The 16,237-nt window shown below is 49.4% G+C and carries 15 protein-coding genes; 11 read left to right on the top strand and 4 right to left on the bottom strand.

The annotated features are described in order from the left end of the window. Positions 1-19 precede the first annotated feature (19 nt). The 3 genes from QUE64_RS07535 to QUE64_RS07545 are packed head-to-tail and all read left to right on the top strand — an operon-like array spanning position 20 to position 3,515. Positions 20-841, top strand: a complete 822-nt coding sequence (locus QUE64_RS07535; RefSeq protein ID WP_286225175.1) for a carbon-nitrogen hydrolase family protein — start codon at positions 20-22, stop codon at positions 839-841. A 7-nt stretch (positions 842-848) separates the two neighbouring features. After that, positions 849-2,336 (top strand): metalloprotease TldD, encoded by a 1,488-nt coding sequence (gene tldD / locus QUE64_RS07540; protein WP_286225176.1) that lies wholly within the window; start codon positions 849-851, stop codon positions 2,334-2,336. Between the two features lie 57 nt (positions 2,337-2,393). Then, positions 2,394-3,515 (top strand): 3-deoxy-7-phosphoheptulonate synthase, encoded by a 1,122-nt coding sequence (locus QUE64_RS07545; RefSeq protein WP_286225177.1) that lies wholly within the window; start codon positions 2,394-2,396, stop codon positions 3,513-3,515. A 45-nt stretch (positions 3,516-3,560) separates the two neighbouring features. On the opposite strand, the gene QUE64_RS07550 is transcribed toward QUE64_RS07545, so the two are convergent. After that, the gene (locus QUE64_RS07550; RefSeq protein ID WP_286225178.1) at positions 3,561-4,136 is read right to left on the bottom strand and encodes a cob(I)yrinic acid a,c-diamide adenosyltransferase; all 576 of its coding nucleotides are present in this window, start codon (positions 4,134-4,136) and stop codon (positions 3,561-3,563) included. 34 nt (positions 4,137-4,170) lie between these two features. Between QUE64_RS07550 and QUE64_RS07555 the strand changes: the two genes are divergently transcribed. The 5 genes from QUE64_RS07555 to proC are packed head-to-tail and all read left to right on the top strand — an operon-like array spanning position 4,171 to position 9,635. Continuing rightward, entirely contained in the window at positions 4,171-5,667 is a 1,497-nt protein-coding gene (locus QUE64_RS07555) for an FAD-linked oxidase C-terminal domain-containing protein (protein ID WP_286225179.1), read from the top strand. A gap of 2 nt (positions 5,668-5,669) precedes the next feature. Then, a complete protein-coding gene (glcE, locus tag QUE64_RS07560; RefSeq protein WP_286223455.1) occupies positions 5,670-6,803 on the top strand; it encodes a glycolate oxidase subunit GlcE in 1,134 nt (377 codons plus the stop codon). Positions 6,804-6,805: 2 nt separating this feature from the next. Then, complete coding sequence (gene glcF / locus QUE64_RS07565) at positions 6,806-8,059, top strand: glycolate oxidase subunit GlcF (protein ID WP_286225180.1); 1,254 nt, start codon at positions 6,806-6,808, stop codon at positions 8,057-8,059. Further along, a complete protein-coding gene (locus QUE64_RS07570) occupies positions 8,056-8,790 on the top strand; it encodes a YggS family pyridoxal phosphate-dependent enzyme (RefSeq protein WP_286223458.1) in 735 nt (244 codons plus the stop codon). The genes glcF and QUE64_RS07570 overlap by 4 nt, the downstream gene beginning before the upstream one ends. Further along, on the top strand, positions 8,787-9,635 hold the full coding sequence (gene proC, locus QUE64_RS07575) for a pyrroline-5-carboxylate reductase (RefSeq protein WP_286225181.1): 849 nt from the start codon (positions 8,787-8,789) through the stop codon (positions 9,633-9,635). The genes QUE64_RS07570 and proC overlap by 4 nt, the downstream gene beginning before the upstream one ends. Before the next feature lies 1 nt (position 9,636). Here proC and ubiA read toward each other — a convergent pair whose 3' ends face one another. From ubiA to recG, 3 genes are read right to left on the bottom strand one after another with little or no spacing between them, the layout of a single operon-like run. After that, a complete protein-coding gene (gene ubiA, locus QUE64_RS07580; protein ID WP_286226202.1) occupies positions 9,637-10,497 on the bottom strand; it encodes a 4-hydroxybenzoate octaprenyltransferase in 861 nt (286 codons plus the stop codon). Beyond that, on the bottom strand, positions 10,497-11,423 hold the full coding sequence (locus QUE64_RS07585; RefSeq protein ID WP_108508992.1) for a LysR substrate-binding domain-containing protein: 927 nt from the start codon (positions 11,421-11,423) through the stop codon (positions 10,497-10,499). The genes ubiA and QUE64_RS07585 overlap by 1 nt, the downstream gene beginning before the upstream one ends. A 10-nt stretch (positions 11,424-11,433) precedes the next feature. After that, positions 11,434-13,542: an ATP-dependent DNA helicase RecG gene (recG, locus tag QUE64_RS07590; protein WP_286225182.1), complete on the bottom strand. Its 2,109-nt coding sequence runs from the start codon at positions 13,540-13,542 to the stop codon at positions 11,434-11,436. Between the two features lie 30 nt (positions 13,543-13,572). On the opposite strand from recG, the gene queA reads away from it, so the two are divergent. The 3 genes from queA (at position 13,573) to yajC (ending at position 16,219) form a co-directional block, all read left to right on the top strand. After that, positions 13,573-14,634: a tRNA preQ1(34) S-adenosylmethionine ribosyltransferase-isomerase QueA gene (gene queA, locus QUE64_RS07595; protein WP_286225183.1), complete on the top strand. Its 1,062-nt coding sequence runs from the start codon at positions 13,573-13,575 to the stop codon at positions 14,632-14,634. A 12-nt stretch (positions 14,635-14,646) separates the two neighbouring features. Continuing rightward, a complete protein-coding gene (gene tgt / locus QUE64_RS07600; protein ID WP_286225184.1) occupies positions 14,647-15,801 on the top strand; it encodes a tRNA guanosine(34) transglycosylase Tgt in 1,155 nt (384 codons plus the stop codon). 88 nt (positions 15,802-15,889) lie between these two features. Then, positions 15,890-16,219: a preprotein translocase subunit YajC gene (gene yajC / locus QUE64_RS07605; RefSeq protein ID WP_286225185.1), complete on the top strand. Its 330-nt coding sequence runs from the start codon at positions 15,890-15,892 to the stop codon at positions 16,217-16,219. The last annotated feature ends 18 nt before the right edge of the window (positions 16,220-16,237 follow it).

A 16,237-nucleotide genomic window follows, 5' to 3' on the forward strand; every position in this document is an offset into this window, starting at 1 on the left:
AGCTTTAGTATTTAGTGGTATGGCAAATAAATTAACAGTAGCAGCGATTCAGATGATTTCATCTGCGAATTTGGCAGACAATCTGAGCACTGCTGAACGTCTAATCAAAAACGCGTCTGACCAAGGTGCAGTAGTGCTTGCGCTACCTGAGTATTTTTGCCTAATGGGCCTTGCGGATACCGACAAGGTCAAAGTGCGGGAGACCTTTGGTCGTGGTCCGATTCAAGACGCGCTTCAAGGCTTTGCTCAAAAGTATCAGATCTTCTTAATTGCAGGAACTATTCCCCTCGAGGCGAGTGATCCCCAAAAGGTGCTAAATGCGAGCTTAGTATTTAATCCTGATGGTCAGTGCATTGCCCGTTACGACAAGATCCATCTATTTGGTTTTCAGACGTCTAATGAGCGCTACCAAGAATCTGAAACGATTGAGGCGGGCAACCAACCTACAACGGTTCGCATTTTGCATGAGGGCAAGGAGTGGGTGTTTGGTTTAAGCATTTGCTACGATCTTCGTTTTCCGGAACTCTACCGACAGCAGGCTGGAGTTGACTGCCAAGTGATTCCAGCTGCATTTACCCACACCACAGGCAAGGATCATTGGGAGATTTTGCTCCGTGCCCGGGCTATTGAAAACCAGTGCTATTTTTTAGCATCTGCCCAAGGTGGGCTTCATCAAAATCAACGTCGCACTTGGGGTCAATCCATGCTGGTCGACCCCTGGGGCAATATTGTCTCTGAGCTCGCCACTGGCGAAGGCTGCGTGCTTGGTGAGCTAGACTCAACTGCACTCGAAGAGGTGCGCTCTAAGCTGCCCGCCCTAAAACATCGTAAGCTTATTTAAAAGAACCATGAACTCACTCGCTATCCCAAACCTTGCAACAACTGCAAGCCCACAAGAGGCTTTCGACATTGCGCATTCTTTTTTACTCAAGCCCAATGGCCTCAGTCCTTCTGATCTTGATCAACTGTTTGGGGTGATGCATGCGCATCGCTTAGATGATGCGGATTTATATTTTCAGCACACACGTAGTGAGCAGTGGAGTTTAGAGGAGGGGATTGTCAAATCCGGTAGTTTCAATATTGATCAAGGTGTTGGTATTCGTGCGATCTCAGGCGATAAAACAGCATTTGCTTACTCGGATGTGATTAGCTCTGAAGCTTTATTAAAGGCTGCCCATGCTACTCGTGTAATTGGTCCTAAAGGTGGCAAAGTCAAAGTCCGCACCCCACTTTCGGCATCGACACACCCTAATCCAGCCTTATACAGTCCCTTCAACCCTTTGGACTCATTAACGCCCCCAGAAAAAATTGCGCTCTTAGAGGGGATTGAGCGGCGCGCGAAGGCACGTGACCCACGCATCATTCAGGTGATGGCTAGTCTTGCGGGTGAGTTTGATGTCGTCATGGTAGCTCGCTCGAATGGCTTATTAGCTGCCGATATTCGCCCACTCGTGCGCGTATCCATCCATGTCATTGCCGAGCAAAATGGTCGTCGAGAATCCGGCTCTGCCGGCGGTGGAGCACGCGCCGACTACGGTTTTTTTGATACCCAGCGTATCGATCAGTGGGTCGACGAAGCAGTTGATCAGGCCCTCCTAAATCTCGATTCCCGTCCAGCACCTGCAGGTCCAATGACCGTTGTGATGGGGCCGGGATGGCCCGGTGTACTGCTGCATGAAGCCATTGGTCACGGCCTCGAAGGAGACTTTAATCGCAAAGGATCTTCTGCGTTCTCTGGACGCATTGGTCAGCGTGTAGCCGCTAAGGGCGTCACGGTGGTTGATGATGGAACACTCAGCGGACGTCGCGGCTCTCTCAATATGGATGATGAGGGTACACCCACGCAATGCACCACCCTGATTGAAGACGGTGTTTTAAAGGGCTATATTCAAGATAGTCTGAATGCACGCTTGATGGGAATGCCACTAACAGGCAATGGACGGCGTGAGAGCTTTGCCTCGCTGCCCCTACCCCGTATGACCAATACCTACATGCTATCTGGTCAATATGACCCAGAAGAGATTGTGGCCAGTATTGATCGAGGTCTCTATGCTGTGAACTTTGGTGGTGGGCAAGTTGATATCACGAGTGGCAAATTTGTATTCTCTGCCTCGGTGGCGTATTGGGTGGAAAAAGGCAAGATCCAATACCCCGTCAAAGGCGCAACCATTATTGGCAACGGCCCAGAATCTCTCAAGCAAGTGAGCATGATCGGCAACGACCTTCGTCTAGATAGCGGGGTGGGCGTATGCGGCAAAGAAGGGCAAAGCGTCCCGGTTGGTGTGGGTCAGCCAACCTTGCGCATTGATGAGATGACCGTTGGGGGCACGGCTTGATTTACATGCGCTTGTATTGGATCGCACCGACCTCTACGAGGCTTTAGAATAGAGGGTATGAGCACAAAACCCCATACCCCCCAAGAAAACTGGTACGCAAGCTTAGATAAAACCTCTGCGACCGATGATCAACGTGTCGGCAACATTACTGTTTTGCCGCCTCCCGAGCATTTGATTCGGTTTTTTCCAATCGTAGGTACTCCAACTGAAAAGCTAATCGGGCGTACTCGAGACAAAATACGGAACCTAATTCATGGCAAGGATGATCGCCTCCTAGTAATCATTGGTCCTTGCTCGATCCATGATCCTTCCGCAGCATTGGAATATTGCCAACGCCTCATGAAAGAGCGTACTCGCTTAGCAGACGATCTAGAAATTGTCATGCGCGTCTATTTTGAGAAACCCCGCACGACAGTTGGCTGGAAGGGACTCATCAACGACCCCTATCTCGATGAGAGTTTTAAGATTGAAGAAGGCCTACGTATTGCGCGCCAAGTACTCATGGAAATTAATCGCTTGGGCATGCCAGCCGGTAGTGAGTTCCTGGATGTGATCTCGCCTCAATACATTGCCGATCTAATTTCATGGGGTGCAATCGGCGCCAGAACGACAGAGAGTCAAGTTCATCGCGAACTGAGTTCTGGACTATCTGCGCCAATCGGATTTAAAAACGGTACTGATGGCAATATCAAAATTGCAACCGATGCGATTCAAGCGGCGCATCGACCACATCATTTCTTATCGGTGCATAAAAATGGTCAGGTTGCAATCGTTGAAACCAAGGGCAATAAAGACTGTCACGTGATTCTGCGCGGCGGCAAAGAGCCCAACTACGAAGCAAAGTACGTTCAAGCAGCCTGTGCTGAACTAGAAGCCGCAAAGTTACCAGCTTCTTTAATGGTCGACCTCTCTCATGCCAATTCAAGTAAACAGCATCAACGGCAAATCGATGTTGCTAATAATGTTGCTGAACAAATCGAGCGTGGATCCCGTAAGATTTTTGGGGTGATGATTGAAAGCCATCTAAACGCCGGCGCTCAGAAGTTCACACCCGGCAAGGATGATCCAAAACAGCTGGAATATGGCAAGAGTATTACCGATGCCTGCATTAACTGGGATGATTCTGTGAAGGTGCTTGAACGTCTTGCCCAAGCGGTTCGCAAGCGGCGGCGCGCCTAGTTATGTTTTATTTATCAGGAACGCGGCTTTAGGCCGCGTTTTTTCTTACTCGTTGTCTTGTGCTTTATTTTGATTCTTCCACAGTACGTCTTGACCACCAGCGGCTTGGTTTAAAACCCGGGCAATCACAAATAGAAGGTCGGATAAGCGATTCACGTATTGACGCGGCGAGTCAGCGATTGGGTCAACCCAACCCAACTTAACAATCGAGCGTTCAGCGCGTCGACAAACCGTTCGACAGACATGCGCTTGAGCTGCTGCACGGCTTCCTCCTGGCAAGATAAATTCTTTTAGCGGAGGCAGATTGGCGTTGTAGTAAGCTAACCAAGTATCGAGCTGTTCGACTTGCTCAATTTTTAATAGGGTGTAATTAGGAATACAAAGCTCTCCACCCAAGTCGAATAAATCATGCTGGACTCGCAGGAGTAATGCCTGAAGATCAGAAGCAATTGATGGAGGGAGATCTTCGGTCATCAAAACCCCAATTTGGGAGTTGAGCTCATCCACATCGCCCATCGCACAGATGCGTAAATGATCTTTTTCAACACGGCTACCGTCACCAAGGCCAGTCATACCGGCATCACCAGTTCGGGTTGCAATTTTTGATAGTCGATTTCCCATGAACAGATTATAGGTAAATGGCTAAAATAGACGAATGAGTGCCCTCGCTTCTTCTGCTGAAATCCAATCTCTACAGGCCAAACAGGCTATTTTGGTCGATGCCTTACGGCCATTTCTAGGGGATGATGCCCTGCTTTGGCAGCCCGAGGACACCATTCCCTATGAATGCGATGGCTTGGCGGCTTATCGCAAAATGCCCCTAGCAGTAGCGCTTCCTGAGAATGAAGAGCAAGTGGTGAATATTCTGAAGGTCTGCAAAGCCCTGGGGGTTCCTGTAGTACCCCGCGGCTCGGGCACCGGTCTCTCAGGCGGTGCAATGCCAATTGAACAAGGCTTGGTTTTATCGTTAGCCAAGTTCAAAAAGATTTTGCAGGTCGATCCCTTTACACGCACTGCGGTCGTACAACCAGGTGTCCGTAACCTGGCAATCTCAGAAGCGGTCGCAAAGCATGGTTTGTACTATGCGCCTGATCCATCCTCGCAAATTGCTTGCTCGATTGGCGGAAATGTCAATGAGAACTCAGGTGGCGTGCACTGCTTAAAGTATGGCTTGACGCTTCACAATGTATTGCGAGTCCGTGCCGTCCTCATGAATGGTGATGTGGTGGAATTTGGCAGCATGGCACCAGATTCACCAGGTTTGGATTTGTTAGCTGTATTGATTGGTAGCGAAGGAATGCTCGGTATCGTCACAGAAATTACTGTGAAGCTCGTACCAAAACCAAAATTAGCACGTGTCATTATGGCCAGCTTTGATGATATTGAAAAAGGTGGCAATGCAGTCGCCGCCATCATTGCTGCGGGGATTATTCCAGCTGGTTTAGAGATGATGGATAAACCAACCACGCGTGCTGTTGAGGAGTTTGTGCATGCTGGCTATGACCTCAACGCAGAAGCTATCTTATTGTGCGAATCAGATGGAACCCCTGAAGAGGTCGAAGAAGAAATCGCACGCATGAATGCCGTGCTAGAAAAGCAAGGGGCTAGTCGTATTCAAGTGTCTGAAAGTGAGGCAGAACGTTTGCGCTTTTGGAGTGGACGCAAGAATGCCTTCCCCGCCGCTGGTCGGATTGCGGCAGATTATTACTGCATGGATGGAACCATTCCAAGGCGTCATATTGCAACTCTACTCAAGCGCATCAAAGGCATGGAGGCCAAATATGGTCTGGGCTGTCTCAATGTCTTTCATGCGGGAGATGGCAATATGCACCCCCTCATTTTGTTTAATGGTGCCGATCTGGATGAGTGGCATCGGGCTGAAGAGTTTGGTACTGAAATCCTTGAGGCCTGTGTTGAGCTCGGGGGCACCATCACCGGTGAACATGGTGTGGGGATCGAGAAGATTAATTCCATGTGTGTTCAATTTGGCGAACAAGAGCGTGAGCGTTTTTGGGGGGTTAAAGCAGCATTTGATCCAGATCGTCTTTTAAATCCGGATAAAGCCATTCCAACTCTCAATCGCTGTGCCGAATATGGACGGTTGCGTGTCAGCGGTGGTGTTTTACCCCACCCCGAATTGGAGCGCTTCTAGGCATGAACGAAACCGTACTATCCCAGTTTCGTGAGCAAATTATTGAGGCTGGTAAACAGAATCAGGTGCTATCGATTCAAGGTGGTAATACAAAATCATGGTACGGCAACCCAAACCAGTCTCCCATTTTGAGTACGAAACCGTATCAGGGGATATTAGATTACCAACCTGAGGAGTTAGTAATCACGGCGTGCGCTGGCACACCGATTGCAGAAATCGAGTCAACCTTGGCCAAAAATAATCAGATTCTGCCGTTTGAGCCGCCCCACTTTGGAGAAGATGCGACTTTTGGGGGTGTGATTGCTGCGGGCCTCGCTGGCCCTGCTCGCATTAGCGCCGGAAATTTACGGGACTTTGTTTTGGGAACTCGACTCATGGATGGTCGCGGTGAAGACCTATCCTTTGGCGGCAAGGTCATGAAAAACGTCGCCGGTTACGATGTCTCGCGCCTGCTACCGGGTTCACTAGGAACGCTCGCTCTGCTTTTGGAGGCCTCTGTAAAAGTACTGCCAAAGCCCGCTGCCACTGCGAGTCTACGCTGCAAGACGGGCGCTGCCAATGCATTAAAAGTACTCAATGAATGGGCTGGACAACCTTTACCGCTCAACGCCAGCGTATGGATCGGTCATGCAGGTGATGAAGGCGAGCTAACGATTCGATTGGCAGGCGCTAAGGCGGCGGTCACCTCTGCTAGTCAAATGATACAAGATCGACTTGGCGCTACCGTACTCGATGATTTAGAGGCTGATCTATTTTGGCGTAATCTTCGTGAGCAGCAGCTTTCTTGGTTTACTCAAATGCCAAATCATCATGCACTTTGGCGACTCTCCTTGCCTGCCAACTGCCCAGTGCTGGAGATACCTAAGGATTGCTCACCAGCAATCATGATGGAGTGGCATGGACAAGAGCGTTGGATTCAAGGTCCTGCTAATCAATCAACGGCGAACGTGTTACAAAAACTCGCACTACAGCATGGCGGGCATGCGACCTGCTTTCGATCCTTGAATGCCGATGGGTTTGAACGCTTTACACGTTTGGAATCCAATCCACTAACTGCCGGATTAGAGGCTGTACAAAAACGCTTGCGCCATTCCTTTGATCCCTTTGGCGTATTTACCACTGGGCGCCTACCTTAAGTATGGAAACAAAATTAGCTCCTGAGTTCATCAATACCGCGGACGGGATTGAAGCAAAACGCATATTAGGCAAATGCGTACATTGCGGGTTTTGTACAGCAACTTGTCCAACCTATCAACTTTTGGGTGATGAGTTGGATGGTCCTCGTGGTCGTATTTATTTGATCAAACAAATTGCTGAAGGTCAGACTCCCACGGAAAAGACCCGAACCCATTTGGATCGTTGTTTAACGTGTCGAAATTGCGAAAGCACCTGTCCCAGCGGTGTGGAGTATGGCAAGTTAGTTGATATTGGCCGTAAGTGGGCCGAAGAAAAGACAGCCCCTCGCCCCGTTGGGCAGAAGTTAACGCGTTGGCTATTAAAAGAAGGGTTAACTAACAAACCTTTATTTGATTCAGCGATGCGCATTGGTCGCATCATGCGTCCACTGATGCCCGCCTCCCTTGCTCGTAAGGTTCCCAATGGCTTGCCAGCAGGTCCAAAGCCCAATCAACAGCACAACCGAAAAATGCTCATGCTCGATGGCTGTGTTCAGCCTGGCATGCTACCTAACATTAACCATGCCACACTACGGGTGTTTGATGCTTTAGGTGTTCAGTTAATTAGTGCCCCCAAAGCGGGTTGCTGTGGTGCGCTACGGTATCACCTCAATGATCAAGTCGGCGGTCTGGCGGATGCGAAACGCAATATCGATGCGTGGTGGCCATTCATTGAGAATGGCAAGGACTCAGTAGAAGCGATTGTGATGAATGCGTCGGGCTGCGGAGTGATGGTCAAAGACTATGGTCATTTATTGGCGGATGATCCTGTCTATGCAAACAAAGCAGAGCGTGTCTCGCAATTATGTAAAGATGTTTCGGAGCTCTTACCTGCGTTTAAAGACGCATTAATTAGTCGAATTGGCGCACATCCAAAACCTGGTGTGGTTTACCATCCTCCATGCACATTGCAGCATGGTCAACAAATTCGCGGGAAGGTAGAAGGTCTTCTCGAAAGTCTGGGGATTTCAGTGCATTTATGTGCTGACAGCCATCTATGCTGCGGCTCAGCGGGTACATACTCGATTTTGCAAGCCAATCTTTCTGAGCAATTACGGGCTCAGAAACTTCAAAATCTTGAGGCTGCCTGTACGCAATCAGGAGCTAAAACAATCGTCTCTGGCAATATTGGCTGCATTAGTCATTTACATCAAGATGATCTACCTGTGCGCCATTGGATTGAAATCATCGATCAATTGTTGCCAAAAAACCCATGAGTCGGATTACTGATCGCCTGATGGCTGTTCGGCATCGCATTGATGCAGCCGCTGAACACTGTGGTCGGGATCCTGAGTTAATTGAATTAATTGCTGTTAGCAAAACCTTTCCGGCGAGCGCGATTGAGGAAGCGATGCATGCTGGTCAAAAAGCCTTTGGTGAAAATTATGTCCAGGAGGCAGTCGAAAAGATTCAACGACTCGATCAACTGCGTCCATGGCTGGAGTGGCATTTTATTGGTCCGCTGCAAAGTAATAAAACATCAGATATCGCCCAACACTTTGATTGGATTCACACCATTGATCGCGAGAAAATTGCGCAACGGCTCTCGGATCAACGACAAGCCCATAGTCGTCTGGGCCCCCTTCAGGCATGCGTTCAGGTCAATATCAGTCAAGAAGAAAGTAAGTCGGGTGTAATGCCAAGCGATACCTTGCAACTGTGTAAGGTGGTAGCTTCGCTTCCGGGCTTGGTATTGCGAGGTCTTATGGCTATCCCAGCTCCCAGTTCCAATGAGGCCGAGCAGCATGAAGCTTTTGCAGCAATGCGGCACTTGTTTGAGGATATTCGGATGCAAACTCAAAGAGTGGCTGGTTTTGAAGACTTTGATACTCTTTCCATGGGAATGTCCGACGATCTTGAGGCGGCGATTGCTGAGGGTGCCACGATGGTGCGCGTTGGTAGTGCAATTTTTGGAGAGCGCAAACAAAGCGCTAAGATAGAGTCATGACAAATATCCAACCGATGAATACCGTATTTATTGGTGGTGGCAATATGGCCAGAGCGATTATTGGTGGTCTCTTGCAGCAAGGGGCCAACTCAAAGTCCATTTGCGTGATTGAACCTCAAGCACAAACTGCCAAACTGCTTGAGAATGATTTTTTGATTCCAACCTATGCGGATGTAAGCGATGCGCGTCAGAAAATTGAGACAGCACACATCATTGTTTTAGCCATCAAGCCCCAAGACTTTAAGACCGCAGCCACTGAACTCAGTAAGTATTTGCAAGCTGTTGCTCATGGCCCCGTGATCCTGAGCATTGCAGCCGGAATCCAAATTGCTGATATGTCACGCTGGCTTGAATACTCCGCATGCATTCGTGCCATGCCCAATACCCCTGCCCTGATTAATCAAGGGATCACCGGTTTATTTGCACCAGCTTGCGTCAGTGAGCAGCAACGCAAATACGCTCAAATAATTGGCTCCGCTGTTGGTAAAGTCATTTGGGTCTCTAATGAATCCCAAATGGATGCGGTGACCGCCTTATCAGGAAGCGGCCCGGCATATGTATTTGCTTTTTTAGAAGCCCTTCAAGCTGGGGGGGAGAAGATGGGGCTTGCGCCAGAGATCGCTCGTGAGTTGGCTAATCAAACTCTGATGGGCGCGACCACCCTTGCTCTCCAGTCTTCCGAATCCCCCATGAGTCTTCGTCAAAAAGTGACCTCTAAAGGTGGAACTACTGCTGCTGCACTGGAGGTCCTTGATCAACGGCAGTGGGCAGCGATTTTGCAAGACGCACTACATGCTGCTCAAAAACGTGGGGCGGCCATGGCGAAAGAATTTGGGCAATCCTAGACTACGAGCGCAGCGCTAGCCCAAGCACAATTCCTAAAAAGAGCGCAGCCCCCAACCAATTATTGTGTAAGAAGGCTTTAAAGCATGCTTCGCGCTGCCGGGTGGCGACTAATCGCAGTTCGTAAATAGCGCAACCGAGCGCTAAGAACCAGCCCACATAGAACCAAGAACTCAGGTCAATCATCTCGGCCACCCAAATTTGGGAGGCCAACAAGAGCCCATAACAAATCGAGATTGCCGTTACATCAAACCGCCCAAAGGTAATGGCAGACGTTTTAAGTCCCAAGCGTAGATCATCATCGCGATCGACCATGGCATAGGCAGTATCGTAGGCAATCGCCCAAAAAACATTGCCAGTAAATAAAATCCAGGCTTCCAGTGGTATGTGATTTTGAACCGCTGCAAACGCCATGGGAATACCAAAACCAAATGCCAGGCCAAGGATTGCTTGAGGGATTGAAAAAAAGCGTTTCGTAAAGGGATAAATGGCTGCTAAGAGAACTGCCACAACCGATAACTGCTTGGTCAAGCCATTTAAAGGCTGAATCAATACAAATGAGATTAATGCCAAAATCACGGCGATTGCAATTGCCTCGTACTTAGATATTTTTCCACTGGTAAGTGGGCGATGCTGTGTGCGTTCTACGTGCTTATCAAAATGACGGTCAGCATAGTCATTAATCGCGCAACCAGCACTGCGCATCAAGACCGTTCCCAAGCAAAAGATCAATAGGATGATTGGGTTTGGAAAGCCATCGCTTGCAATCCAAAGGCCCCAAAGTGTTGGCCACAGTAGTAAAAGAATGCCGATGGGCTTATTCAAGCGCACCAGATGAATATACGACTGCAAACGCCCAGAAATCAGAGCAACCTCGCTCCAGGTAAATCGCACGCTCGAATGGTCCGAGCAATCGCCTTCATAGCCTCAACCCTGGGATAGCCTTTACGCCAGACCAAACTGACGCGCCGCGTTGGCTCAGGTGATTCAAATGGGATGTAGAGGATCAATCCGTCACGATCATTTGGATTACTGACTGAGGTGCGCGGCAAGACCGTAATTCCGATTCCGCCGGCGACCATTTGTCGGATGGTCTCTAGCGAGGATCCCTCAAAACTACGATGCTCCCCAAGCGTTAGGCCTGTGCCAAATCGATTGAGTTCTGGGCAAACGCCCAGCACATGATCCCGAAAGCAATGGCCTGCCCCGAGCAACAAAGTATTTTGTTCCTTCAGTTCTTTTTGGCCAATCGATTTTCGGTCTGACCATTCATGCCCTTTAGGGATCGCTACCAAGAAAGGTTCTTCATAGAGATCTACAAAATCCAAGCCAGCACTTGGAAATGGGTCCGCCAAAATGGCACAGTCAAGCTCTCCTTGACGCAACATCTCGATTAAACGGACCGTAAAGTTTTCTTCCAAAAATAATGGGGCCTTCGGTAAGGTGTCGCGCGCTACACGAACGAGACTGGGTAGCAAATAAGGAGCGACGGTATAAATTGCACCAAGTCGCAACGGTCCAGATAGGGGATCCTGCCCATGCTTTGCAAGATGCTTGAGTGCGTTGGCTTCCTCGAGTACCCGTTGTGCCTGCTGAATAATCACGGCACCAAGGGTTGTGAGAGCCACGTCTGAACTGGTGCGCTCAAATATTTGGGTTTGTAATTCTTCTTCTAACTTTTTAATCGCAACCGATAAAGTGGGTTGCGATACATGACAGGCTTCAGCGGCACGTCCAAAATGGCGCTCACGAGCAACTGCAACGATGTAACGAAGTTCAGTTAAGGTCATATGCTTATTATCAGGCCTTTAGAAAATCTGTGCGCGAACCCAGCCAGCGCCCCAAATGCGCCTCAACCAGCTCTGGGTAGGCGCGTAACCAATGCTCAGCAAGCTCTTGTGCAACCTGAATTAACCAGGCATCGCGCTGTAAATCGACAAAGCGCAACATGGCTTCACCCGACTGCCTTGCTCCCAAAAGCTCGCCAGGACCACGCAAAGCAAGATCGCGCTCCGCAATTACAAATCCATCAGAAACCTCGCGTAGGGTCTGTAAACGTTCTTTAGCAGCCAAGGATAGAGGCTCGGAATACACCAAGATGCAGGCTGACTGATTAGAGCCCCTGCCAACACGACCTCGCAATTGATGGATCTGTGCATAACCAAAGCGTTCAGCATGCTCGATCACCATTAGTGCGGCATTGGGAACATCTACTCCGACCTCAATCACCGTGGTTGCCACCAATACGTCAATCTGACCGGCTTTGAAGGCGGCCATAATGGCCGCTTTCTCATCCGCTTTCAGACGTCCATGAATCAAAGCTAGCTTGTATTCGGATAAATATTCAGATAACTCAGCATGACTAGCAACTGCTGTTTGTAATTGCAAGGCTTCTGACTCTTCAATCAGCGGGCAAACCCAATAGGCCTGAAGACCCTTTTGCAACCACTGCTTCAAACCCTCAATCACCTCGTGGCGCCTAGCATCTTTAACCAATTTGGTGGTAATTGCTTGTCGTCCCGGTGGTAACTCATCGATGACCGAGACATCGAGATCGGCATAATAGGTCATTGCCAGGGTTCGCGGGATCGGGGTAGCAGACATCATGAGTTGGTGGCAGTAGTAAGTTTCTGAACCAATACGCTGAGTGATCTCCAGGCGCTGACGAACCCCAAAACGATGTTGCTCATCAATCACTGCCAATCCCAGTGCGGCGAATTGAACGGCATCCTGAATGAGCGCATGCGTTCCCACAATGATTTGAGCTGTACCCGATGCAATCATTTCTTGTGCATGTTTTTTTTCTTTCCCTTTCATGCCACCCGATAACCAAACCACACAAATGCCGAGTGGCTCAAACCACTCCTTAAATTTCCAGTAATGCTGTTCTGCCAAAATTTCAGTAGGCGCCATGATGGCCGCCTGAAATGAGCGCTCCACTATCTGTGCGCTGGCTAGAGCTGCGATGATGGTTTTACCGCTCCCAACATCACCTTGCAAAAGACGATTCATGGGAAATGGTTCGGATAGATCATGGGTAATCTCCGACCATACTCGTTGCTGTGCATTGGTGAGCTCGAACGCCAGGGAGCGCATCAGTTGTAAAGGAAGGTTTTCTAATTTCTTTGGTGAGCTCGATTGTTTTGGCGGCGCAGGACGCGCTCTGCGAGTAGCATGCGCTCGCTTTAAAGAAATTTGTTGCGCAAGGAGTTCTTCCAATTGCACCCGACGCCAAGCAGGATGGGTTCGCTCAATGATGGATTGAGTATCAGCATCAACCGGTGGCTGATGTAGGTAATGGATGGAATCTCGTAGGCTCCACTTCATCACGCTTTGTGCGGCAGGACTTAAAGCGCTCTGCGGAATTGTTTCTGCCAACCAGGCTTCTAAGCCGGGATCCTTCAAGGCATTGAGTACTGCCTTACGAATTTTGGCCTGACTCACTCCCGCAATCACCGAATACACCGGGGTTAGGCTTTTGGGCAAGGGTGTATCAGGTGATACGACGCGCACCGTCGGGTGAACCATTTCTGGGCCGAAATAGCCATCCCGAACATCACCCCGAACCCGTACGTGTACCCCAACTGCCATTTGCTTTTGTTGACTGGGGTAAAAATTTAACCAACGAAGGTTTAAGGTACCCTCATCATCCTCGATCGTAACCAACAGTTGTCGACGGGGTCGATAAACCACCTGACTACGAATCACTCGCCCTTGGGTTTGAACGGGACCTTGAAGTGCCGATGCACAAGCCTCGTCAATCGTCCACAGTTTGGTTTCATCCTCATAGCGAATGGGCAGGTGAAGAGCCAATGCGGCAGGCGTAGTCAGCCCCATTTTCTCGAGGAGATTAGGAGACCCCTCACGGCTCGGTGTTTTAGGTGCTTTTGTGTTGGACTTGGCTCTCATGGTTAGAATCCCAACACCGATAGTAATGCCATGCAATTATCCGACTTCAACTACGACCTCCCGCCTGAGCTAATCGCTCAGCATCCTCTTCCACAACGATCCGCCAGCCGGCTCTTGGAGCTAGCGCAGACTGCGGATGGGAGACCTGAGTGCATTGATCGTTCATTTACCGATATTGTCCAATTAATTGGTCCAAACGATCTCCTTATTTTTAATGACACCCGAGTTATTCCGGCCCGCCTGTTTGGCCAAAAGGAAACCGGTGGACAGGTTGAGGTTTTGATTGAACGCATCACGGGGCCCAATCAAGCGATTGCTCAAATTCGTGCATCCAAGGTCCCAAAACCTGGTGGAAAAATTCGGCTGCGTGCCTATTCGGACATAGTCGCGCCTGAGACCGCCCCAGAACTCGTGGTGAATGGTCGAGTCAATATTGGTGGCAATAGTGATTTCTACGAAATTGTATTTCCTGAGAATGCAATGTCTGTATTAGAGAGCTATGGTGAACTCCCATTACCTCCCTACATTAGCCACACACCCGATGAGGAAGATGCCAATCGATACCAAACGGTGATGGCTCAAAAACCCGGAGCGGTAGCCGCTCCAACCGCGGGCTTGCATTTTGATGAGGCTCTACTCAAGCGCCTACGGGATCATGGGGTACAACAAGCAGCTATTACCTTGCACGTTGGCGCGGGGACATTTACCCCAGTCCGGCATGAGGACTTGGCGCTCCATCAAATGCACTACGAGTGGTACTCGATCCCGAAAAATACGATAGAGGCAATTGAACGTACCAAACAAAATCAGGGCAAGGTGATTGCTGTGGGCACTACAAGCATTCGAACACTGGAAAGTTATGCCATTACCGGTCAACTTGAAGGTGAAACGAATTTATTTATTACGCCTGGCTTTGAGTTCAAAATCGTCGACGCACTCATCACGAATTTTCATTTACCAAAGTCAACACTTCTCATGCTTGTTAGTGCCTTTGCTGGAGTCGATGCGATTCGCTACGCCTATGCACATGCTATTCGCGAGCGCTACCGTTTCTTTAGCTATGGTGACGCGATGTTCCTACGGCGAACCTGAGACAATGCGGGTATGAGCCCACTCGAATTCACATGCATTAAAGAGGACGCCGATAGCCACGCGCGTCTTGGGAAAATGCGCCTACCCCATGGTGAGGTTCAAACTCCTATTTTTATGCCAGTAGGCACCTACGGTACCGTAAAAGCCGTTACCCCTCGTGACCTACACGAAATGCAAGCCCAAATTATCTTGGGCAATACCTTTCACTTATGGCTGCGTCCTGGCTTGGATGTCATTCGTAAACATGGCGGCCTGCATCGATTTATGGGCTGGGATAAACCGATCCTAACTGACTCAGGAGGCTTTCAGGTATTTAGCTTGGGCGCTCTTCGCAAAATTACCGAGGATGGCGTCACCTTCTCTTCGCCGATTAATGGCGATAAATTATTTATGTCGCCAGAAGTATCCATGGAGATTCAGGCAACGCTCAATAGCGATATTGCAATGCAATTTGATGAATGCACACCCTATGAAACTCAAGGGCAGCCCACTTCCGAAAAATCCGCGAGTGAATCTCTGCAACTGTCACTACGTTGGGGCGAGCGCTCGATCAAGCGCTTTCGAGAACTCGAAACCGGTAATGCCCTATTTGGAATTGTTCAGGGTGGCATGTATGAAACACTTCGAGACGAATCACTCGCGGGTGTAGCCACTCAAGGCTTTGATGGGATTGCGATTGGGGGTCTATCGGTTGGCGAACCCAAGCCTGAATTTGAGCGCATCTTGAGTCATACAGGGCCGCGCCTACCCAAACACTTACCGCATTACCTGATGGGGGTTGGAACCCCTGAAGATTTAGTGCTTGGGGTCAACATGGGGATTGATATGTTTGATTGCGTGATGCCAACGCGTAACGCCCGAAACGGTTGGCTATTTACCCGCTTTGGGGATCTCAAACTTCGCAATGCCGGCTACCGTGACGATGATCGACCGATTGATATGCAATGCGCCTGCTATACCTGCCGACACTTTACCCGCTCATATCTGCATCACCTCCAAAAAGCCAATGAAATCCTCGGGGCTCAGTTAAATACGATCCATAATCTTCACTACTACCTTGAGCTCATGGAAGGCATTCGCTCTGCTCTTAAAGAGGGGGTTTTCTCGCAATTTAAAGCCCTGTTTCATCGCCAACGCCAACGCGGCATTGAGCCCCACCAAGACTAAGGCTTTAGGGTTAGTCTCAAAATCCCGGCTGACCGCCAGTCGGTTTAGAATTGCGGCTTACGTGTCGTAATTAATTGGAGGCCCCAAGATGTTGATTAGCAATGCTTTTGCGCAAAGCGCGCCTGCCGCAGGTGGTGATGCTGGTGGATTAATGAGTTTTATTCCCTTAATCCTCATGTTCGTGGTGCTTTATTTCATCATGATTCGTCCACAGATGAAGCGGCAGAAAGAGACCAAAGCGATGCTCGAGGCACTTGCTGCTGGCGATGAGGTCATTACCGCCGGTGGTATTTTGGGGAAAGTCACTGCTGTTAAAGATCAGTACGTAATCCTTGAGCTAGTTCCAGGTACCGAAGTGCAGATGCAAAAGAATGCAGTAACGAGCGTTCTACCCAAAGGTACGATTAGATCCGTTTAATAAATCAGGGCGCTTTAT

Source organism: Polynucleobacter sp. HIN7 (assembly GCF_030297595.1).
Lineage (GTDB): Bacteria > Pseudomonadota > Gammaproteobacteria > Burkholderiales > Burkholderiaceae > Polynucleobacter.